We start from the raw sequence: 20,381 nt of genomic DNA, 5'->3' as shown, positions 1-20,381 counted from the left end.
GCCAGGACCGCCTACTTGGGCAGCGAGTCGAGGGCCTTCCGGGCATCGACGTCGTTCTGTGCCGCCGCCTGCTGCAGCCATGTCCGCGCTTTGGCCGTATCGGCGGAAAGGCCGGCGCCGCCCTTCGCCAGCAGGAGGCCGACCTTGCGCTGCGCTTCGGCCGAGCCGGCCAGTGCCGCACGCTCGTACCATTCGACGGCGCGACGGCCGTCCGGCGTGAAGCCGGCCTTCGGCGGCTGGACCAGTGGATCGTAGAACTCGCCGAGCGCGAGCTGTGCGTCCGGATGGCCCGCTTCGGCGGCGCGTCGCCAGACGAGGAAGGCGCCCTCGAGATCGTTGGCCTGCACATAGGCCTTTGCGGTCGCGACCATGGCCTCGGGGCCGGGGTTGGTCGCGAAGTACTCCGCCGTCACTTCGCGGATCGACTTCTTTCCCGATGCGGCGGCTGCGGTTGGTGCGGGCTGCGGCAGCGCCGGCGCGGCAGCGACGGGCCGAGCCTCCTCGCCGCGCATGAAGTGCCAGTAGGCGTAGGCACCGCCGGCGACGATCACCAGGAGCAGAGCGCCATAGAATGCCCAGGTGCCGACGTTGCGCGGCTGCGTTGGCGGGTCGCGTAGCGCGCGCAACGGCGGGTCGGGCTGCGGTGCCGGGGCGGGTGGCGGTTCCGTGGGCGCGGCCTCTTCACGGACGGGCCCGAGAGCGCGTCGCAAGCGAACGACGTTGTCGTCGTCATCGGCTCCGTGATGCGCCGCACCCGATGTCAGCATCGGTGGCCATGCGACGACCGTCGTTCCGACCACCCCGATGTCGGGCTCCCGGATCCGCAAGCGAACAGTCGCGACGCCAGCCAGCCGGTCGCAGATTTCGGGCCCGAGTTCGAATTCCAGCACGGTGCCGCTGCGCTTGACCCGCGACGGCACCAGCCAGGTCTCGGTGCGGCGCCAGCCGTCGTCGGCGAGATGCGAGTCCGGCCCCTGCTGGCGCTGGATCGACAAGGCCAACCCTTGCGGCGCGGCATCGATCTCGGTAACGCGCAGGACAGCGTGGCCGGGGTTGGACAGGGGGTGAACGGAAGCGCGCACGATGGACCGCGATCTCAGGCCGGAACGGCGCGCAGGATCGTCCCCAGTCGCTCGTTCTGCTCGGCGGTGATCTCGCGTCCGCCCTCGTAGCCGACATTGTCCATCGCGAGCTGCAGGAAGGCTCGCATCCAGTCCTTGCAGTAGTCGGCATAGATCGACGTCGGCTCTTCGCTCAGCACGGGTGCGCCATCGGGCGTTGGCGGGCTCTGGAAGACCCGCCGGGTCGGCGCGTGTGGCGGCAGGCCTGGGCGCTGGTCGAGCGGCAGGCGATCGAAGCCCAGCGCGCTGACATAGCCGTTGAGTGCCGAAGCCGCGGTGCGCACCTGGCGCTCGGCGACGTCCTCCCACTTGGCGTTGGCGGCGTTCTCGAGGGCGCGCACGTCGGACGAGAGCCGGTCGATCAGCTTCAGGCGATGCGCGCCCACCACCAGTTCGTCGACCAACCAGCCGAGATGCTGGCGGTCGACACCGAAATGCGACAGTGCCTTCTCGTCGGCGCCGAGGCGGCGCATGTTCTCCAGCCAGTACTCGGCCGCTTCTCGGGCGAAGCGTTCGGCGCGATCCTCGAGGATGCCCGAGGGTGATGGCACGGCCCGCCCCTCGTCCTCGCCGAAGACATCGGCGAAGATCGCGCCGAGATCGACTGCGGCGCCGGTCGAGGACTGGCCGACCGGCGCCGCCGCCTTGACGCCGCGGCCCGCCGGTTCCTCGCCGGCCCGGGCGGTGGCGATGCGGAAGTAGATGTCGCGCAGCGCCGAGTCCGCGACCTGAAGCGCCGCGACCAGCTCGCCGAAGAGCTGATGCTGGATGCAGGAGGCGAGGCCGCGCAGGACCGTCTGCACGAGCTCGCGCTTGTTGGCGCGAGCGTCGCCGTCGGAGGCGCTGTGGAAGCCGGCCAGGCGGTCGACCAGGCGCCTGATCTGGACCTCGAGCTGCCCGCGCACCTGGGCGCGCTTGATCGCCGGGTCGCAGACCGGGATGAGGCTCTGCACCAGATAGGAGACGCCGCCGTCGTTGGCCTTGAAGGCCTCGTCCCAGGCGCGCGCCGGCTGGGCGACGTGCCGCCGCACCTCGTCATTGGCGAGGAACTGCTCGCGCAGCTCCAGGGCGCGCCCGGCGAAGGCCTCCGCGATGCCGATCTCGCGGCCGTCACGATAGTCCATCAGCCGCTCGTCGATGACGGTTGGATTGCGCAGCCAAAACGTGTTGTTGAAGGGCTGTCCGTTCCAGTTGGTCGGCCATTCGCCCCGGAAGTTGTTGACCAGCGAGTTGTTGAGCCGCGCCGACCAGCGCAGCTTGCGCGATTCCTCGGTCTCGCCGGCCTTCTGCTCGAACTCGCGGTCCATCTTGGTCAGCACCAGGAACAGCGCGTTCTTCTGTTTGGCGCGTTCCGTTGGCGTGGCGCCGATCGTCTGGTCGATCCAGGCCGTCATCATGTCGGAAAGGTCGCGGACCTCCTGGTTGCCGTCGGGGATGCAGAGCAGCATGGCACTGAGCTCGCGCTCCGCCGAATATCGCTGGAAGAGATAGGCGACCTTGCCGCGCAGCAGCAGCTCGCGCAGCGGGTTGGCGCCCTCGGAGACGCCTTTGGCCTTGGCGACGTCGCCGAGGTTGGCGAGCTTGAGGCGGGAGCGGGCCCCGGGGAAATCGAGCAGGTCGGTGTGGTCGAAGAAGTCCCACGGCTTCTCGTCGATGGCGACGCTGAGCTCGGCGGTGAGGGCGCAGACGAGCGAGCGTGGCAAGCGCGCATCGGGCGCATTGCGGCGGTCCGCCTGTCGCGGGCGCACCAGCAGCGCATCGGAAGAATCCGCGCCGAGCCGGTCGAGGGTGAGCACGTCGATGATGCTCTTCTCGCGCGGGATCAAGGCGTCCATGCCGAGCAGCGCCTCGGGTGCGAAGGCAAGCTTCTGCAGGCCCTCGTAGAGCGTGAGATAGAGGTCGGTGAAAGGTTGGAAGTCGTACCAGAGGAGGGACCACAGCCGGGCGCGGTCGTGGCCGCTCAGCCGTGGCGCCAGCTCGATCGCCTCGCGCCAGAAGTCGGTCCGGAGCTCGGCGGTGATGCCGGCGAAGAAAGTGTCGAAGTACTCGATCAGGTCGAGCACGTCGTCGGAATCCAGATCGCCCTGGGGCGCCGGCAGCATCCTGGCGCGCAGCTCGGCCAGGCGCTTGCGGATCGCCTCGCCGTCGGGCCGCTCGAACGTCGCCTTCTGGTGGTCGAAGTCGAGCAGGAAGGAGTTGCCGAGGATCTTGACGATGTCGGTCTGGGTCAGCAGCCGCACGCGCACGGGAAAGTCGGGCGAGACGTCGCTCAGCCCCAGGCCGAAGCGGGTGACGAGGCCGGTCGATTCGCGATTGCCGGGCGGATTGATGTCGCGCAGGAAATCGTACGTCTTGTCGGCGAAGCGCGCCTGCAGCGGACGACCGTCGCGGCTGGCGAGAATGGATACCAGGTAGGACTTGCCGGCCTGGCTGGGGCCGAACACGCCGACGCACATGCGCCGGCGCGCTGCGCGCGCCAGCTTCCGGCTCTGGTTGCGCACCTTCTGCAGTTCGCTGATCAGCGACGGCGCCTGTTGCGCGACGGTCGGCGACGAGGTCGCCGCGCCCTTCAGCCAGCCCACGCCCTCGCTCGCGGCGACGGCCAGCGCCTCGCAGTCCTGAGCCAGCTTGAGATCGACTGTATCCATGTCCATCAACCGGTTTTCAGCATGCCCGTGTCGAGCCAGTAACCCTCGCGGCGCGGCAGGGTCTGCAGGCGAAGAGTGAGGCGGTCGAGCGCCACTGCGCGGCCGTCGCGGTTGGTCACCTGACGCAGTCGGAAGCGCTCGACATCGCCGGAGTCCTTGTCCTTGGGCTTCACACGCGCCAGCGCCACCTTGAATGGCGTCTCGCGGGCGTGCCGCTCGGCATGCTCCGGCTTGGCGAACTCCAGCGCATAGAGGCGCGCCGCAGGCCAGCGCACCAGGTCGAGTTGGCGGGCGCCGAGCCACATGGGGCCGCGGAACTCGAAGGAGACTTCCGGCAGTTCGTATTCGCGGTCGTCGAGGTCGACGTCGCGATAGACGAGGTCCTCGCGCTGCAGGCGGCCGCCGCCATCGAGCTTGCCGATGTATCGGGCGATGCTGCGCGAGCGCAACAGGTCCGAGCGGAACGAGAAGTCGGGCAGCTGCGACTGGGCGAGGGCGGCGATCATGGCGCCGACGGCAACGGTGGTCTTGGGATCCTCCACGCGCAGGCGGGCGTCGCGAAACGGATACCAGGCGCCGACGCGATACTCGTGCAAGGCGATCACCCGCTCGGGCGGCAGCGGCAGCAGCTCCATCAGCAGCGCGCGGATGCCCGGCAGGCGCGACGGCCGGCCGGAGAGCAGCAGGATGTCGCAATCGTAGGCATGGACGATCTCGGCAAGCGGCGCCAGCACGCGCGCCATTTCCGCGCGCACGGTCTTGTCGAGTGCCGGCAGGTCGATGGGGAAGGTCGTCTGGCGAAGATCGAAGTCGCGGGCGCCGCGCTTGCGCGCCGCCTCGTTGACGAAGGTGACGACTTCGGCAGACGGTCGTGTGCCACCCGGGAAGAAAGACTCGTAGGAGCGCGGCTCGGCGGCGACGACACCGGAGGCCGGGTCGTAGGTTTCGGCGGCGCGCAGGAACTCGAGGGCGATCGGATGGGCGATCTGGAGCGCGAACTGCTGGCGCAGGTTGCGCTGGATGATGTCCTCGCCGCCGCGGTCGCCACCCACCAGCTCGGCCATCAGATCGGCGGGGTTGGAGATGCCGGCGGCGCGCATCGCCGTCTCGATCGGCGGCAGGACGTGGCCCTGCACGACGCGCAGGAGGATATCGTCGCCCGCGACGCTGAAGCCCTCACGGAACCTCTGCTCCGGGAACAGCGTCACCGACGTGCCGGCGCCCTCGAGGCGGTAGTTGTTGATGATGAGATCGGTGGTGCCGCCGCCGACGTCGATGCTGGCGACGGAGAGCGTGCCGTCCGACGGCTTGCCCCGCTGCTTGCCCGCGATCTGGAAGAAGCGCCGCGCATCGCCGCCGAAGTTGCGCGCCACCTCGGTGTAGAGATAGACGAGTTGCGTGCAACTCGCCTCGTCCCAGTCGGTCAGCACACGCGGCGCCGGCGCCGCGGCGTCGTCGAGCTTCCAGCCCATCATCATCCAGACGAGGTCGCGCGCCGCCTCGGCACGCTTGCGGAAGATCAGGCGTTCGGCGAGCGGCATGCCGGTCGGCAGGGTGAGCACGATGCGGCGCAGCCGCCGCGGCATCTCGGCATGGGCGCGCCGGCCGCGCTGCTGCGGCGAGTTCATCAGGGTCAACGCCTGCAGCAGGATCTCGCTCAGCGCGAAAGTCATGATGGAGGATCGCGAGTAGAGCGGTTCGAACACCGGCAGCTGGTCGGCCGAATCGGCATCGGGTGTCAGCAGGTGCAGCGGTTCACCCTTCTGGTTGATGAGCTGGGCCATCGGCCCCGCCGCGGCCGGCATCGCAGACTGGTCCTGGGCATAGGCGACGTTGAAGCGCCATTCGCGGGTCTGCGGCTCCTCGTCCCATAGATAGCGCTTGGGGCTCGACATTCCGGTGTTGCCCTCGGTGCCGCGGCGCCGCGCGGCGAGCCGCGTCGCCTCCGGGCCGACCCGCGTCATGGTCGGCCAGACGAAGGCGTCGGCGCGACCGCCGAGGCGCGACAGATGGTTCTTGCCGAACCAGGCCTGGGCGAACTCGACGCGCGTCTCGAACGGCTTGCTGTGCACGCTCTCGGGATGGGAGAGGTCGCGCAAGGCCAGTTCGTATGAATCGTTGAGGTTGACGCCCAATTCGCCCGACGCCTCGATCAGCAGGCCGCAGGTACGCGAATTGCCGACATCGAGCACGAGGTCGACCTCGATGGCGCCGCGGCCCGGCCGTTCGGCGTCGCCCACCAGCTTGATCGGAGGCAGGTGCGCCGCCTCGGCAAGCAGGCCGAGGAAGGCGAGATAGCGGGCGCTCGGCTCCTGCGGCTTCTGCTTGATGTCGTTGTCGATCTCCTCGAGCGTGGCGCGCGGGAAGAGCTCGCGGAACAACTCCTCCAGCCACTGGTTCATCCAGCCCTGGCGCAGCAGCCAATGGTTGGCACGCTGTTGCGGCGCCAGCGCGAACAGCGCCCCCGACGTGACGTCCTTCGAGGAAGGCGCGAGATAGGCGCGGCCTTCGGCCTCGGCGATCAGGCCGGTGTCGAAGGCCAGCACGGCGCGGTAGCGGTTGCCCTGTTCGTCGCGGAAGCCCTCGCCGTAGCGCGCCTCGAGATCGACGACGCGGACCCGTGCCCAGTCGGACGGCCCCTCCCGGAACTGGTTGTTCGGCCGCACCTGCAGGAACGGCAGGGGCACCCATTTGTCGAGAAAGGGCGCGAGCGCGTCCTTGACCGTGACGGCGAGATTGGGCTCGGCGGCGCGCCGGCGCCCGCTTTCGACCACTTCGTACTGACCTCGCGCCTCGTCGAATTCGAGTTGCACGAGGTCGTCGACGCCCTTGCCGGTGGCGGCGTCGTGGAAACCCCATTCGCGGACCTTCAGCTTTGCCGGATCGAGGCCGAAATCCAGGAACTGGATGCCCGAACGGGCGATCAGGGTGGTCGGGCTGGGATAGCTCGGCAGGCGGGCGAGGTCGCTCATGGGGTCGCGTGCAACTGGTGGGTCATTCTCGGCGATTCAACGGCCAATTTGCACGTTGTAGCTCCGGCTGTCGCCGGGCTGGCTGCCCTTGCATTGCGCGACGCCGTCGGCGCCAATCTCGCAATTGACGGTATTGCGGGCATAGGTGCGCCCGTCGCTACATTTGGGATTGGATTTCTCCTCGATCACCAACTTGCCACCGTCCCAGCGCGCCTCGGCGGGCGCCTCGCACACTGCACCATTCTTCTGCACGAAGCTCACCTTGCCTTTGCCCTTGTCGTCGAGGGTGTAGCTTGGACGCAGATCCTTTTCACCCTGCGCCGTCGCCAGTCCGGTGCGCGAACGCCAGTCGCCCTTGAGGAAGGCGAGATCCTGCTTCTGCTTTGCCTCGGGTGGCACGACCATCGGCTTGGGTTCATCCTTGCCGCCCTGGTCCTGGCTCTTCGCCTTGTCCTGGTCCGGTGCACCGGGAAGCGGCGTCGTGCTCTTCTCGTCCGGCCCCTTGGCGGCAACGTCGACATCCGCCTTCGCATCCGGGTCGGCGCCGCGCTCGATCGGTGGGCCGTCGCCAGTCGCGCCGACGACGCCGCCACCGGGAACGACGAGTCCTGCCGCGCAATCGACGCCGCGTCGCGTCGCTTCCTCGCCGAGGCTGGCCAGTTCCCGGCGCAGCAGCTCGTTGTCCTGGATCAGGCTGGCCATGCGCGTCTGCTGGAACGCAACGGGCTGGTCGGTCGCCAGGGCCAACGCACGCTCGCGGGCCTCGGCGGCCAGGCGTGCCTCGAGATGCGGCAGGTAGGGTCGGATCGCCCAGGCGAGAAGGGCGAGCAACAGCAGCAGCAACGCCGCAAGCAACACCCATTGCCACCAGGCGGTGCGCATTCCCGGTTGGGCCAGCACCACGGGTGTGGAAGCGAGAACGGCTTCGCGCGCTGCCGGGCGAGGTGCGACCGGCGGGCTGGCCAGGAACACGCCCGGCAGGGTGGCGTCGGCGGCGAAGCCCCAAAAGGTCATGACGGGCCGGCCATCGACGACGTGCAGCGTTTCCTCGCCGGGCGCGCTGAGCGCGTGGCGCAGCAGGCGTGCGAAGCTGTGCTCGGCGCTCGAGCGATCCGGCGCCTCCATCGATTGCGCGAGCGCGGCCATGTCGGCGTGCAGCCGGTGCACCTTGTCGAGGAGCGCTGCTCGCTCGCTCTCCGGCAGCTCACCCAGTCGCCGGGCCTCGCCGTCGAACGGCGCGTACCAGTCGATATGGTTGCCTGTCGGATCGACCTCGGGCACGGCCAGCAGGTCGGCATGCTCGCGCGACAGTCGCTGGGCGAGGGCGGCGCGCAACTGGCCGGCGGTGCGCCAGACGGGATCGCCTGCCGCGCCGAGCGCGCGGTAGCGCTGCAGCCTCTCGCTGCGCAGCAGGGGACCGGCCTGCATGGCGCTACCTCACCGGGCGCCGCGCGGGCAGGACATGCTGTAGGTCCATCGGGTTCCCCACATCTCTCCCGTTACGATGACATCGACCGAATAATCCCCGGCCACCGGGTTCCAGTTGAAGCCGATACCGCCGCGTCCGCTGCGAGGCCCGCCGGTAGTGGCCAGCACTTGGCCGCGATACACGACCTTGATGTCGTCGGGGCGGACGAAGAGCTGGTAGTTGATCGCCACGAAGCCCGGCTTGTCACCGAGATAGTGCTTGTTGCGGGTGACGCCTTCGCCGCCGGAATCGCCCGACCAGTCGCACGGCAACTGCCCGGGTGGCGGCTGATTGACCGGTGGCGGCAGCGACGCCTGCGGCGGCGGGGGCGGGGGAGCCGCCGGCTTCGGCGGCGGCGGCTTGGGAGGTTCGATCGGCTTGCATTGCTCGACCTTCTTCTTGAGCTCGTCCTCGAGGCTTGCCAGTTCGGCCCGCAGTCTTTGCTCGTCGGCTCGCGCGTCGTCGAGCGAGGCCTTCAAGAGCGGGGTCGGATCGGGCGGCGGCTCGGGCGCGGGAGGAGCCGGCGTCTCGAGCGTGGCGACGTTGAGCGACGGGTCGACCGGCGCGCAGGCGCGCAGCAGCCAGGAAAAGAGCAGCAGCAACAGCAGCAACAGCAGGCCGAACAACAACGCGCTGAGCCAGCGCGACCAGCCGAGCCGGGACGATGGCAATACGGCAGGAGCGCTGGCCAGGATGGCTTGGGGCCGCGCCATCGGCACGACGGCCGGCATGAAACCCTGGAGGCTTGCGGCGGCGTCGGCTTCGTAGCCCCAGGCGACAATGACCGGCTCGCCGTCGACCACATAGACGAAGTCGTCCGATGGCCGGCGTGTGGCAAGCTGTAGCGAGCGGCCGATCAGCCGCGCCTCGTCGCTCGAGGGTGTGGCCTCGAGCTGGCGGCCCAGTCCCCGGATTGCCTCGAGCCGCTCGTCGACCCTGCGCAGCAGCTCGGCGCGTTCGGCGTCGGGAAGATCTGCCAGGCGGCGCACCTCGCCGCCGCGGGCGGCATACCAGTCGATGCCATCGCCCGATTCGCGCAGCTGCGGTTCGGCCAGGAGATCGGCCGGCGCATCGCCCAGTCGGCGGCGGATCACGGCGAGCAGCTGACCGGCCGCCGTGTGAAGCGGCTCGCCGCGCACCCCCAATGGGCGCACGCCCAGGCGCGTCGTCTGAAGAAGAGTGGGGCGGTCGCCCATGTCCCTGCGGATTCGTTTCCTGAACCCGCTATCTTCTACCGTCGATTCCGGCTTGTTTATGTCCGTTTTTCGCCGCCCGGCGCGGGGCTCAGGAAAACCGCTCCATGGGGCGTGTCCAGCCGCTGAATGGGCGTGGAGAAGACCTGGGACAGTCGTTCCGCGCCGAGCACCATGTCGGCCGGTCCGAAAGCGGTGAGCCGGCCATTCTCCATGACCGCCACCTCGTCGGCGTAGTTCGACGCCATGTTGACATCGTGCAGCACGGCCAGGACGCCCAGCCCCCGATCGGCCCGGCGTCGCGCGCTGGCCAGGGCCGCGTGCTGATGAGACAGATCGAGACCGGCGATCGGCTCGTCGAGCAGCAGGAACGGCTCAGCGCCGGAATCGGCGTCGCATTGGGCGAGGACGCGAGCGAGTTGTATGCGCTGGCGCTCGCCGCCGGACAAGACGGTGTAGGGACGGTCGGCGAAGGCCAATGCCTCGGTTTCGGCGAGGCACCGTTCCGCCCGTGTCCTCATCTCCTTCTCGGAGAAGCGGCCGCGGTGGGCCAGCAGACCGAGCATGGCCACCTGAAGGCCGGTGAAATCGAACGCCACCGACGAGTGCTGCGGCAGCACGGCGCGCCGCTGGGCGAGCGCCACCTTCGTCCATCGCCCGAGCGGCTGTCCGTCGAGCAGCACATGGCCGGCCGCCAGCGGCCGATCGCCGGCCAGGGCCGACAGGAGAGTGCTCTTGCCGGCGCCGTTGGGACCGATGACGGCCACGAACTTTCCGGCCGCGAGATCGAGCGAGACGTCCTGGATCAGGGCCTTGGTGCCGACCCGCACCTCGATCGATCTGGCCTGGAGCGGCATCACAGGCCCTCGCGCGCGGCGCGGCTGGCCAGCAGCCAGAGAAAGAAGGGTCCGCCGACCAGCGCGGTCAACACGCCGATCGGCAGCTCGGCGGGCGAGACCATCGTGCGTGCCAGCGCGTCGGCCAGCACCAGGAACGCGCCGCCGAACAGCGCCGCCGCCGGCAGCAGGGTGCGGTGGGCAGGGCCGAGCAGCAGCCGCACGATGTGCGGCGCAATCAGGCCGACGAAGCCGACGATGCCCGAGATGGCGACGCCGGCGCCGACGGCGAGTGCGACTTGCGCGATGAGCCGGCGCTTCAGCCGCTCGACATCGACGCCGACATGGCCCGCCTCGCGCTCGCCCAGCGCCAGGGCGTCGAGCAGGTGCGCCGCCGGCAGGAGCGTCGGCACCGTGACGGCCAGCACCAGCAGAGCGGGCAGGATCGCCGTCCAGGTGACGGAGCCGAAGCCGCCCATGGTCCAGAAGATCAGGGTGCGCAGCTGTTGGTCGTCGGCGATGAAGACCAGGAGGCCGATGCCGGCCGATGCCACGGCGTTGATCGCGATGCCGGCCAGCAGCAGGGTGCCGATGAGGGCGGCGCCGTGATGGGCCGCGATGCGGTAGACAGCGAGCGTCGCCACCAGGCCGCCGAGGAAGGCGGCGATCGGCAGGCACCAGGGCCGCAGATCGGGCGGCACGATGTGCATCACCTTCTCTCCGAGCACGATGACGGAGACGGCTGCGAGAGCAGCGCCGCTCGACACGCCGAGCAGGCCGGGATCGGCGAGCGGATTGCGAAACAGGCTCTGCATGGCCGCACCACCGGCGGCCAGCGCGGCGCCGACGGCAAAGGCCGCGAGTACGCGCGGTGCGCGGATGGCGTAGAGGACGGCGGCCGTCGTCTCGTCGAGCGGCGCGCTCGACAGGCCAACGGCCGACAGCAGCTGCGGCAACCGCACGGGAAAGGCGCCAATGCACAGACCAGCCACGACGCTCGCCAGCGCGGCGAGCGCGAACAGCGGGATCGGGCGCTGCAAGGCGAAGACGGTCACCGTGCGCGCGCCAGCTCGGGATGGAGCGCCAACGCGAGCTGGGTCGCGGCCTGCGGTGTGCGGGGGCCGAAACCCAGCAGCAGCAGGGCGTCGAATTGAACGACACGCCCCGCCTTGCCGGCCGGCGTCTGGCGCAGGATCGGCTGGTCCGTCAGCGCTTGCAGCCCACCCATGGCGTCGACGGTCTGGCGAGTCACCAGAACGTAGTCGGCGCGCGAGGCGATCACCGATTCCGGCGTCAGCGGTCGATAGCCGGCGTAGCCGTCGATCGCGTTCACGCCCCCGCCCAGGCGAATGATCCCGTCTGCAGCGGTCCCGCGGCCCGCCGCCTGTGGCGCCCCGCCGCCCATCGACAGCAGGAACAGCACGCGCGGGTGCGTCGTCGCCACGGCGAGCCTGGCGGCGAGGCTGGCCATCTGGCGCTTGCCCTCGTCGATCATCTCGCCGGCACGAGCCTCGCGACCGGTCAGGCGGCCGACCGCCTCGATCTTGGCGGCGACGCTATCGTAGTCGTAGTGGTCGGGCAGGATCAGCACCTCGATGCCGGTGGCCCGCAGCTGCTCCAACGCGCCGGCTGGTCCCGCCGCCGTCGTGGCGATGATCAGGTTGGGCTTCAGCGACAGCACTCCCTCGGCGGACAGGGCGCGCATGTAGCCGACCTGGGGCAATGCGCGCGCCTCTTCCGGATGGAGACTCGTCGTGTCGACGCCGACCAGATGTTTCTCGGCGCCCAGCGCATAGATGATTTCGGTGATGGCGCTGCCGACCGATACGATGCGCAGCGCACGCTTGGCCAGCGCGGAACCGGGAGCTGCGAGAACCGCGCCGAGCCCGCCGATCAGGATCCGACGCTTCACGATGCCGCCCGCTTCTCGAGGCGAGCGACGAGCGAGCGCCAGGACTCGAGTTCGGGCTCGCCGGGCTTGCGTGCGCCGAACATCAACAGGATGTTGCGGTCGCGCCCGTCGAAGGCCTCGATCGAGGTCACGATGCCGTCGCTGGTCGGCTTGCGCACCGAGAAGACGCGCGCCACCGCATCCTGGCGCAGGTGCAGGTTGAAGGTTGGATCCAGCACGTTGAACCAGCCATGCGTTTCGACCAGCCTTTCCACGGGGCCAGTGTGAATCTGGATGCAACCCTTGCTGCCGACGAAGATCATGATGCGTGTCTTGTCGGCGCTCGCCATCTCGAGGGCGCTGCGCAAGGCGCGTGGCGGGAGCTCGCGCACGAACTCCTCGCCGGCCAGACGCAATGCCTGCAGGCGACCGACCTTGAACTTGCCGAGCATGCCGAAGAACTCGTGCGTGTCCTGCATCGCCCGCCAGGCGGTGCGCAGGCCGGCGACGTCGATCTCGCTGTCCGGCCGGTCGACCGGGTCGAGAGCCCGCGGCATGAGCGCGAGGGGTGCGGGCGCTGCCGTGTGCCGGGCGATCAGGGCGTCGAAGGCGGCACGATCGGTCTCGTCGGTCGCGTAGATCTTGTGCACCGCCTCGCCGGACGAGTCGAAGAACTGCAGGCTCAGCCGTTCGCCCGTCCTGATCGGCTCGCGCACCGCGTAGCCGATCCTCCATTGGCCCAGGAACAGCCGCAGATCGATGTCGGGCCCGAGGACCAAGCCATGCGGACCGCTGACCTGGACGTCGTCGAAGCGGCCGTGGCGTTCGTGCACGCAGTGCTCGTTGCGCGTCAGGCACATCACGCGGCCGACCGACGGCATCTCGTTGAGGATCGCGCGCCAGTCGCCGTCGAGTGGTGTCGCGGTCGACCCGACGCCCAGAGCGATCAGCTCGGCTTCGCTCACGCCGAGGGTCGCGGCGGCATCGCGGATGCGCAGGGCCGGCTTCTCGCCACGCAGCCGGCTCCAGCGCGCCGCGAGGTCGGTGTTGGAGGGAGAGAGCATGTTTTCTCCTTTTCTGCTCAACGAAGATGAAAGCGCACGGGAATCTCGACCCACGCGGCGACGGCGCGGCCCCCCCGGATGGCGGGCAGGAACTGCCAGCCGCGCACTGCCGTGATTGCGGCGCGGTCGAGCAGCTCGAAGCCGCTGCCGCGCCACAGCACGATTTCTGCGGCCGAACCGTCGGGATCGAGGCGAACGCGGATCAATGTCTCGCCTTGCTGGCCGAGTTCGACGGCGCGCGGCGGATAGGCTGCCGGGCGTGGCGGCACGCGAAAGCGCGGCTTGCCCTCGAAGACGATGGCCGGTTCCTGTGCCGCCGCCATGGCTTGGGTCGCCTGGGCATCTCCGCTGTCGGGCGCCGCCGACGTTTGCGTCACGGGTGCGGCCCGACCTCCCGGCCTGGCGGCGGGTTTGGCGGCGGCCCTCACCGGGGCGCGATCGGGCGGCTTCACCGGTGTCGGTGGTATCTCTGGCGGTGGCGTCTTCTGCACCGCTTCCTGCTTTGGCGGATCGACGGGCTTCAGGTCGGCCGTGTTCAGAGGCGGCGGTTCGTCGGGCGGCGGCAGTTCGATCTTTATTTCGGGCTCCGGCGCAGCCTGCGGCGGCGGCAGGGATGGAAGGAGCTGTGCGGTGTCGAGGGGCGGCGGCTGGTCGGGCGGCGGCAGGTCGATCGACTCGGCGGAAGAGGTCTCGGTCGGCGGCGAAGCGGGAGGCGTTTCCTCGCCGGCCGGGCCATCGTCGCGGTCCACCACGGACGGTGCCGGAGCGGCCAGCGTGAGCTCGACATACAGCGCCGCATCGGTGGCAGCACCGCCGGCGAGACCGGCGAGGAGCAGCGGTAACAGCGCGGCGCCGTGCAACGCAAGCGACAACGCCATCGACGCGCGGGAGCCGCGTGTCGATGGCGCCGGCAGTCGCTCGGCGGAGAGGGCCGCCGCGACTACCATCGAGCCGTCAGGTTGACACCGAAGTATCGGCCGGGCTGGGTGTAGCGCTCGAGCTGCGTGTTGTTGGCCGCCAGGCCGATGACGTCCTGCGAGTTCCAGTATTGGGCATTGGTGATGTTGAAGGCGCCGGCATTGATCGTGACGATCCGGTTCCAGTCGTAGGAGATCGTCGCGTCGAGGTTGAAGTAGGAGGGTGCCTGGAAATAGGTCGGGTTGCTCACCTGATCGTGCTGACCGACCACGGTGCCGATGATCTGTGCGCCAAAGCCGGTACCCTTGCCGTAGCGCACGCGGCCTTGCAGCTTCCACGGGTCGACCGAGTCGATCGGCAGACCGGTCGAATTGTCCGTGCCCTTGGCATAGGCGAACCAGCCCGCGATCGCCCATTCCGGCAGGAAGCGATACTCGCCGCGCGCCTCGAAGCCCCAGATCGTGACGTTGGAGAGGTTCTGAAACTGGAAGACGGTGAGGGCCGGCGGCGCCGGCGCACGCAAGGTCACGGTCTCGATGAAGTCGTTGTACAGGTTGTAGAAACCCGACAGGGCGAAGCTCGAGCCGTTGCGATACTTGCCGCGCACGCCGACCTCGAAGCTGTCGCTGGTCTCCGGCTTCAGGTTGGCGTTGGGCAGGATCTGGTAGAACGACGCGTTGTTGGTGAAGGCGAAGTTGGCGTTGTCGTAGGGCGGCGCGCGGAAGCCGCGGGCATATTGGAAGTAGCCCGAGTATTCCTCGGTGACGCGATAGAGCAGACCCATCTTGGGCGACACCGACCAGTAGGTGTTGCCGGACGGCAGCAGGTTGACCGCGCCGCTCGAGCGCCAGAACGCGGGGTCGGGGTCCGGCTGCAGGCTGTAGTAGTCGAGGCGCACGCCGGGCGTCGCCGTCAACCGACCCGACGTGATCTCGTCCTGCACATAGACGCCGGCCTGGACGGTCTGGGTGTCGGGGAAGTTCTTGTTGGGAAACGTCTCGCCCGCCACCGTCTTGGTGGTGGCGCCCGTCGCCATGGTGACCTGGGTACGGTCACGCGGTCGCGACGTCATCGTGTAGGAGAAGGAGAGGCCGTAGGTGAGGGCGTGCTCCATGTCGAGCAGCCTGCCCTTGCTGTCGAGCTGCAGCTCGGCGCCGGCGATATCCTGATAGAATGAATTGGTCGTGGTTCGGAAGTTGGTCGGGATCGGACCGTTGGCCGGACCGCGCAGCTGCATCGCATCTTCCTGGCGCGTCACGTTGGTGTAGTAGGCCATGAAGTCGAGTCGATCGACGAAGCCGATCGGCGCCTCGTGCACCCATTGGCCCGAGATGCGATAGCGCTGGTTCGTGTCGTTCGACCAGTCGTCGAAGATGGTTGCGAACAGCGAGGGGAAGTTGCCGACACCCGACAGGGCCTGGGTCTTGACGTTCTTCTCGACATATTCGCCGGTGACGCGAATCGTGTCGTGCTCGGTAGGGCGCAGCACGAACTTGGCGAGGAAGTTGTTCTCGTAGAAGTTTTGCGGATTGGGCTGATAAGTTGAGCTCTTGATCTGCGTGCTGCCGCCGTCGCGCCGCGTGTAGAGGCCGAGCACTTCCCACGGCCCCTGACGGACCGCGCCGGTGAAGGTCTCGGCGTAGCTGAAGTTGGAGCTGTCGTAGGCCGCCTTGACGCTGGCGTAGACGTCCTTGCCGCCGGGAACGAGGTAATCGGACGGATCCTTGGTGATATAGGCGACGACGCCGCCCAGCGCGTCCGAACCGTAGAGCGCCGAGGCGGGCCCGCGGATGATCTCGACGCGCTTGACGTTCTCGAGGTCGGTGAAGTCGCGGGTGTAGGTGCCGGGCCCCTGGTTGGTGCCGGGATAGTCGGGCACGCGCAGGCCGTCGACCATGATGAGCACGCGGTTGCCGCCGATGCCGCGGATGACGAAGTTGGTGAAGCCGACGCGGCCGGGCTGGTTGCCGACCGACACGCCCGGCTCGTTGCGCACGAGGTCGCGCATGTTCTGCATGTTCTCGCGGTCGATGTCCTCGGTGGTGATCACCGACACCGTGCCGGGAATGGCGTCGATCGGTCGACGCGTGCGAGTCGCTGCCGTAGTGACGGCGTCGAGTTGTGTGGGTTGTGCCGGGCTTGTCTGTGACGGCGCCTGGGTTTGCGCTTGAGCCTCTTCCGGAAGGTCTTGCGCAAGAACGGGGAGCGACAGCGTCGTTCCCAATGCCGTGGTGGTCAGAAGAACGAGAGAAAGAGCCGAGCGAGTCGTCATACCGGTGCCCCAAATGAAAAAAGGCGCCTGGCTGGCGATGGTCCCCAGGGTGGGGCCGGCTGGCTCGGCAGTCTGACCGAAGGTGGATGGGACCTTCGGCGTTACTTGGTCAGGATCAGCTTGTTGGATGCCGTCAGTCGCAAGCGATATCGGTCGTCGCCGTGGAGGATGATCAGTTCGCGCTGACCGCCCAGCAGATTGGCGCTGTCGACGCTTCGCGCCGGAGGTCCTGACGATTCCTCCGGTTTGCTCATGCTCGCCGCGGGCGGTGTCGCATCCATCTTTTGTCGAACCTCGTTTTATCTTGCGAGTGACTCGCAATCGCATAGACTGCGCCACTCTGTCAACCCCGTCGACGCAGGATGAAAAGCATGGAAAGGCCAGCAGAACAGGGATACGGCGCCACGACCGCTCCCTCGCGAACCGGCTGCGGACGCCCCGGATGTGCCTGCGGTCTTCCGGTCGCCGATCGGTTCGTGCTGTGGGCGATGCGCCAGTGGCAGGTCGAGGGTCGTTTGCCGGTTGAAGGATCGGCGCTGCATGCCGGCTTCAAGATGGCGGGCGTGTTGTCGGCACTCCCCGACTTCGCCATCGCCATGGATGCTTTCCTGTTCGGCGCCCGGCGCGCCATGCACATCCATCTGCCGACCTGTTCGCAGGTCAGTCACGACGAAGCGACGCTGCTTGCGCTCTGTGGCCTCGCGCAAAGCGACCACGACGGCCCGCTTGCGGCATCGCTCGACGTGCTGATGGCGCCCACGGCCTCCCGGGTCGCGGCGATCCGACTCAAGACCTTCGCCCTTGCCCTGGCTTCCGCCGGCCTGCGCCTCTCACCGTCGCCCGGCGAAGCCGGCGCGCGGATGAACTGACCATGACTTCGAACCGCCTTCCCGACCTGCAGCAGGCCATGCGGCTGATCGCCGATGCCGTCGACAACCTGCCCGCGGATTGCCGCGATCTTGCGGGCAACGCCCTGCTGAACGTCGCTGCCGAGGCCGTGGCGCAGGACGTCGGCCACGCCGAGGCGAGCCGCATCTTCGGCCGCCTGTCCGAACTGCTTGCGCGCGGGCTCCAGCCGCCCGCCGCGGCCGCTATCTCGCTCACCGGTTTCGACGCATGAACGGCGACCTGGCGCGCTCCATTCCGATCCTCGCGTCGCTCGACATCGCGGAGAGCGAGGCGTTCTACGTCGATCGTCTCGGATTCGAGCGGACCTACGCGGACGCGGACTACCTGATCGTACGACGCGACGAGATGGAGCTTCACTTCTGGAAGACGGTCGACCGTCACCTCTGCGAGAACACCGCCTGCTACATCCGCGGTGGCCAGGTGTCGGTGCTGTTCGAGGAGTTCGAGCGGCGTGAGGTGCCGGGGTTGTCGCCCTTCCTCGTCCGGCCCTGGAACATGAAGGAGTTCTACATCCACGATCCGCACGGCAACCTGCTGAAGTTCGGCTGCGGCGCGTGGTGATCCCGGCCTAGATTTCGATCCGGCTGCCGAGCTCGACCACGCGATTGGTCGGCAGACGGAAGAAGTCGCCGGCGCTCGAGGCGAAGCGGGAAAGCACGAGAAAAAGCTTCTCCTGCCAACGCGGCAGCAGCGGACGATTCGCGGCCACGAAGGTGTTGCGGCCGACGAAATAGGACGTGCGCATCGGATCGAAGGGCACGCCGCGGTTGGCCAGTCGCGCGAGATCGCGCGGCACGTCGGGCTGCTCCATGAAGCCGTAGCGCAGGATCACATGGTGCATGCCCTTGCCGAGATGGCTCACCTGGGCCCGCGCATTGGGCGGCACATAGGGCTCGTCGGGCACCTGCACGGTGAGCAGCACGACCTGTTCGTGCAACACCTCGTTGTGCTTGAGGTTGTGCAGCAGCGAGTGCGGCGCATTGCCGGAGAAAGCGGTGAGGTAGACAGCGGTACCCTGGGGCCGATGGACGCGCTGTGGGCTGATGCTGCACAGCAGGCTCTCCATCGGCAGCGCGTCTTCCCGTTCGCGATGCGCCACCGCCATGCGGCCTTTGAACCACGTCCACATGGCGGTGAAGATCGCGACGGCGAGAGCGAGCGGCACCCAGCCGCCGTGGGCGAACTTCAGCATGTTGGCCGACAGCAACGTGACATCGACCAGAAGGAAGCCGCCCAGCGCCAGCACCGCGACCGGCCAGCGCCACTTCCAGACGCGAACGGCCAGTGCGATCACCAGGATGGTGGTGACCAGCATTGTGCCCGTGACGGCGATACCGTAGGCGGCCGCGAGGCTGCCGGACGACTTGAACCCGACGACGAGGACGATGACGCCGACCAGCTGCATCCAGTTGATGGCCGGAACGTAGATCTGGCCGAATTCGTTGGCCGAGGTGTGCTGTATGCGGACGCGCGGGCTGAGGCCGAGCAGCGCGGCTTGCTGGGCAACGGAGAAGGCGCCGGAAATCGTCGCCTGCGACGCGATCACCGTCGCCATGGTCGCGAGCGCCACCAGCGGATAGAGCGCCCAGTCCGGCGCGAGGAGAAAGAATGGATTCTCGACCGCCCCGGCATCGGCGAGCAGCAAGCCGCCCTGGCCGTAATAGTTGGTGAGCAGCGCCGGCAGCACGATGGCGAGCCAGCCGATGCGGAGCGGCGCACGTCCGAAATGGCCCATGTCGGCGTAGAGCGCCTCCGCGCCAGTCACTGCCAGCGTGACGGCGCCGAGTGCCACGAAGGCAACGACGCCGTGCCGCAGGGCGAACGCCACGGCGTGGTGCGGCGACAGGGCGGCCAGCACCTGCGGTGTTTCGGCGATTTGTCGGGCGCCGAGGATGAACAACACGACGAACCAGATCAGCGTGATCGGGCCGAACCACCGGCCGACGCCGGCGGTGCCGAACCTCTGCACGGCGAACAGCGCCACGATCACGCCAACGGCCAGCGGCACGACGAGGGGTTCGAAGGCGGGTGTGGCGACCTTGAGGCCTTCGATCGCGCTCAGCACGGAGATGGCCGGCGTGAGCAGGCAGTCACCGTAGAACAGCGCGGCGCCGGCAATTCCCAGCATGACGTAGAAGGTGCGATGTCCGTTCGACAGGCCGGTCCGGCGCGACACCAGCGCCATCAGGGCCAGCACGCCGCCCTCGCCGCGATTGTCGGCACGCAGGACGATCGTGACGTACTTGATCGTCACGACGATGATCAGCGCCCAGGTGATCAGCGACAGGATGCCGAGCACATTGTCCTGCGTCGGCTCGAGGCCGATGAACGCGCCGAAGCATTCCTTGATGGTGTAGAGCGGGCTGGTGCCGATATCGCCGAAGACGACGCCCAGCGCCGCGAGGGTGAGGCCGAGCTTGCGGCGCGGGTGTGCTGTCGGGGTAGCGAGTGAAATCGTGTCGACCATGCAAGACGGCCCCCTCCCTCGGGTCGGCCGGAAGGCCGCGGATATTGCGCCGCAGCAAAAGCCGGTCAACGGTCCCGATATGCATTCATGGCTGACCTGCCGGACATGAATGGCACCTGCCGGATCGTGCCGCAATCGATGTGCTGCACTGCAACACACTGGAAGATATGGGCTTTTCGGTTGCCCGCGTTGGGCTAGGGTGCCGCTCCACGCCAAGGAGGAGACGCATGGCCGAGAGCGAGAACTACAAGAAGGGCACCGAGATCCGCACCAGGCTGATGGGCGCGCAGTACGCCGACAAGATGAACAAGTCGGTCTACGACGACCCGATCATGAAGAAGTTCGGCGACTACGCGCGCGAGGCGGTGTTCGGCATGCTGTGGTCGCGGCCCGGGCTCGACCTCAAGACCAAGGCGCTGATCTGCGTGATCTCCGACACCGCCCAGGCGCGCTGGCCCGAGCTTGCCATCCATCTGCGCATGGCACGCAACGAGGGCTGGACCGAGGACGAGCTCAGCGAGGCGCTGATGCATCTCTGCGGCTATATCGGCCTGCCGTCGGTGCGAGAGGCGCTGCTGACCGCCAAGGAAGTGTTCCACGAGATGAGGCACGAGAAATAGCA

At 68.3% G+C, this 20,381-nt stretch carries 17 protein-coding genes; 4 read left to right on the top strand and 13 right to left on the bottom strand.

Annotation, left to right across the window (positions count from 1 at the left end):
• Positions 1–11: 11 nt before the first annotated feature.
• The 12 genes from KIT25_21355 to KIT25_21300 form a co-directional block, all read right to left on the bottom strand.
• A complete protein-coding gene (locus tag KIT25_21355) occupies positions 12–1,082 on the bottom strand; it encodes a sel1 repeat family protein (protein ID UYN94549.1) in 1,071 nt (356 codons plus the stop codon).
• 14 nt (positions 1,083–1,096) lie between these two features.
• On the bottom strand, positions 1,097–3,775 hold the full coding sequence (locus tag KIT25_21350; protein UYN94548.1) for a virulence factor: 2,679 nt from the start codon (positions 3,773–3,775) through the stop codon (positions 1,097–1,099).
• Positions 3,775–6,741: a virulence factor SrfB gene (locus tag KIT25_21345; GenBank protein UYN94547.1), complete on the bottom strand. Its 2,967-nt coding sequence runs from the start codon at positions 6,739–6,741 to the stop codon at positions 3,775–3,777. The genes KIT25_21350 and KIT25_21345 overlap by 1 nt, the downstream gene beginning before the upstream one ends.
• 36 nt (positions 6,742–6,777) lie before the next feature.
• A complete protein-coding gene (locus tag KIT25_21340) occupies positions 6,778–8,169 on the bottom strand; it encodes a hypothetical protein (protein ID UYN94546.1) in 1,392 nt (463 codons plus the stop codon).
• Positions 8,170–8,178: 9 nt separating this feature from the next.
• A complete protein-coding gene (locus KIT25_21335) occupies positions 8,179–9,405 on the bottom strand; it encodes a hypothetical protein (GenBank protein UYN94545.1) in 1,227 nt (408 codons plus the stop codon).
• 56 nt (positions 9,406–9,461) lie between these two features.
• Positions 9,462–10,259 carry a heme ABC transporter ATP-binding protein gene (locus tag KIT25_21330; protein ID UYN94544.1) on the bottom strand — a complete coding sequence of 266 codons (798 nt, stop codon included), beginning with the start codon at positions 10,257–10,259 and terminating at the stop codon, positions 9,462–9,464.
• On the bottom strand, positions 10,259–11,293 hold the full coding sequence (locus tag KIT25_21325) for an iron ABC transporter permease (protein UYN94543.1): 1,035 nt from the start codon (positions 11,291–11,293) through the stop codon (positions 10,259–10,261). The genes KIT25_21330 and KIT25_21325 overlap by 1 nt, the downstream gene beginning before the upstream one ends.
• Positions 11,290–12,150, bottom strand: a complete 861-nt coding sequence (locus KIT25_21320; GenBank protein UYN94542.1) for an ABC transporter substrate-binding protein — start codon at positions 12,148–12,150, stop codon at positions 11,290–11,292. Before KIT25_21320 ends, KIT25_21325 begins: the two co-directional genes overlap by 4 nt.
• On the bottom strand, positions 12,147–13,193 hold the full coding sequence (locus KIT25_21315) for a hemin-degrading factor (GenBank protein ID UYN94541.1): 1,047 nt from the start codon (positions 13,191–13,193) through the stop codon (positions 12,147–12,149). The genes KIT25_21320 and KIT25_21315 overlap by 4 nt, the downstream gene beginning before the upstream one ends.
• Before the next feature lie 17 nt (positions 13,194–13,210).
• A complete protein-coding gene (locus KIT25_21310) occupies positions 13,211–14,071 on the bottom strand; it encodes an energy transducer TonB (GenBank protein ID UYN94540.1) in 861 nt (286 codons plus the stop codon).
• A 62-nt stretch (positions 14,072–14,133) separates the two neighbouring features.
• Positions 14,134–16,383 (bottom strand): TonB-dependent hemoglobin/transferrin/lactoferrin family receptor, encoded by a 2,250-nt coding sequence (locus KIT25_21305; protein UYN94539.1) that lies wholly within the window; start codon positions 16,381–16,383, stop codon positions 14,134–14,136.
• A gap of 101 nt (positions 16,384–16,484) precedes the next feature.
• Positions 16,485–16,637: a hemin uptake protein HemP gene (locus tag KIT25_21300; protein ID UYN94538.1), complete on the bottom strand. Its 153-nt coding sequence runs from the start codon at positions 16,635–16,637 to the stop codon at positions 16,485–16,487.
• Positions 16,638–16,754: 117 nt separating this feature from the next.
• Between KIT25_21300 and KIT25_21295 the strand changes: the two genes are divergently transcribed.
• The 3 genes from KIT25_21295 to KIT25_21285 are packed head-to-tail and all read left to right on the top strand — an operon-like array spanning position 16,755 to position 17,853.
• On the top strand, positions 16,755–17,252 hold the full coding sequence (locus tag KIT25_21295; protein ID UYN94537.1) for a hypothetical protein: 498 nt from the start codon (positions 16,755–16,757) through the stop codon (positions 17,250–17,252).
• 2 nt (positions 17,253–17,254) lie between these two features.
• Positions 17,255–17,503 carry a hypothetical protein gene (locus tag KIT25_21290; protein ID UYN94536.1) on the top strand — a complete coding sequence of 83 codons (249 nt, stop codon included), beginning with the start codon at positions 17,255–17,257 and terminating at the stop codon, positions 17,501–17,503.
• Positions 17,500–17,853, top strand: coding sequence for a VOC family protein (locus KIT25_21285; GenBank protein ID UYN94535.1), 354 nt, complete (start codon positions 17,500–17,502; stop codon positions 17,851–17,853). Before KIT25_21290 ends, KIT25_21285 begins: the two co-directional genes overlap by 4 nt.
• Positions 17,854–17,860: 7 nt before the next feature.
• Here the strand turns inward: KIT25_21285 and KIT25_21280 are convergent, their stop codons facing one another.
• The gene (locus KIT25_21280) at positions 17,861–19,759 is read right to left on the bottom strand and encodes a potassium transporter Kup (GenBank protein UYN94534.1); all 1,899 of its coding nucleotides are present in this window, start codon (positions 19,757–19,759) and stop codon (positions 17,861–17,863) included.
• A gap of 227 nt (positions 19,760–19,986) precedes the next feature.
• Here KIT25_21280 and KIT25_21275 point away from each other — a divergent pair, with 227 nt between their 5' ends.
• Complete coding sequence (locus KIT25_21275) at positions 19,987–20,379, top strand: carboxymuconolactone decarboxylase family protein (protein UYN94533.1); 393 nt, start codon at positions 19,987–19,989, stop codon at positions 20,377–20,379.
• Positions 20,380–20,381 lie beyond the last annotated feature (2 nt).

Origin of the sequence: Enhydrobacter sp., assembly GCA_025808875.1 — a bacterium.
Classification (GTDB): Bacteria; Pseudomonadota; Alphaproteobacteria; order Reyranellales; family Reyranellaceae; genus Reyranella.
The sequence above is the reverse complement of the archived record's forward strand: the minus strand, read 5'-3'. Positions and strand labels throughout refer to the sequence as shown.

Excerpts from the sequence above, each read along its gene's own strand:
- KIT25_21350 (UYN94548.1), bottom strand. The coding sequence starts at position 3,775 with ATGGACATGGATACAGTCGATCTCAAGCTGGCTCAGGACTGCGAGGCG.
- KIT25_21345 (UYN94547.1), bottom strand. The coding sequence starts at position 6,741 with ATGAGCGACCTCGCCCGCCTGCCGAGCTATCCCAGCCCGACCACCCTG.
- KIT25_21340 (UYN94546.1), bottom strand. The coding sequence starts at position 8,169 with ATGCAGGCCGGTCCCCTGCTGCGCAGCGAGAGGCTGCAGCGCTACCGC.
- KIT25_21335 (UYN94545.1), bottom strand. The coding sequence starts at position 9,405 with ATGGGCGACCGCCCCACTCTTCTTCAGACGACGCGCCTGGGCGTGCGC.
- KIT25_21330 (UYN94544.1), bottom strand. The coding sequence starts at position 10,259 with ATGCCGCTCCAGGCCAGATCGATCGAGGTGCGGGTCGGCACCAAGGCC.
- KIT25_21315 (UYN94541.1), bottom strand. The coding sequence starts at position 13,193 with ATGCTCTCTCCCTCCAACACCGACCTCGCGGCGCGCTGGAGCCGGCTG.
- KIT25_21310 (UYN94540.1), bottom strand. The coding sequence starts at position 14,071 with ATGGCGTTGTCGCTTGCGTTGCACGGCGCCGCGCTGTTACCGCTGCTC.
- KIT25_21305 (UYN94539.1), bottom strand. The coding sequence starts at position 16,383 with ATGACGACTCGCTCGGCTCTTTCTCTCGTTCTTCTGACCACCACGGCA.
- KIT25_21300 (UYN94538.1), bottom strand. The coding sequence starts at position 16,637 with ATGAGCAAACCGGAGGAATCGTCAGGACCTCCGGCGCGAAGCGTCGAC.
- KIT25_21295 (UYN94537.1), top strand. The coding sequence starts at position 16,755 with ATGGAAAGGCCAGCAGAACAGGGATACGGCGCCACGACCGCTCCCTCG.
- KIT25_21290 (UYN94536.1), top strand. The coding sequence starts at position 17,255 with ATGACTTCGAACCGCCTTCCCGACCTGCAGCAGGCCATGCGGCTGATC.
- KIT25_21285 (UYN94535.1), top strand. The coding sequence starts at position 17,500 with ATGAACGGCGACCTGGCGCGCTCCATTCCGATCCTCGCGTCGCTCGAC.
- KIT25_21280 (UYN94534.1), bottom strand. The coding sequence starts at position 19,759 with ATGGTCGACACGATTTCACTCGCTACCCCGACAGCACACCCGCGCCGC.
- KIT25_21275 (UYN94533.1), top strand. The coding sequence starts at position 19,987 with ATGGCCGAGAGCGAGAACTACAAGAAGGGCACCGAGATCCGCACCAGG.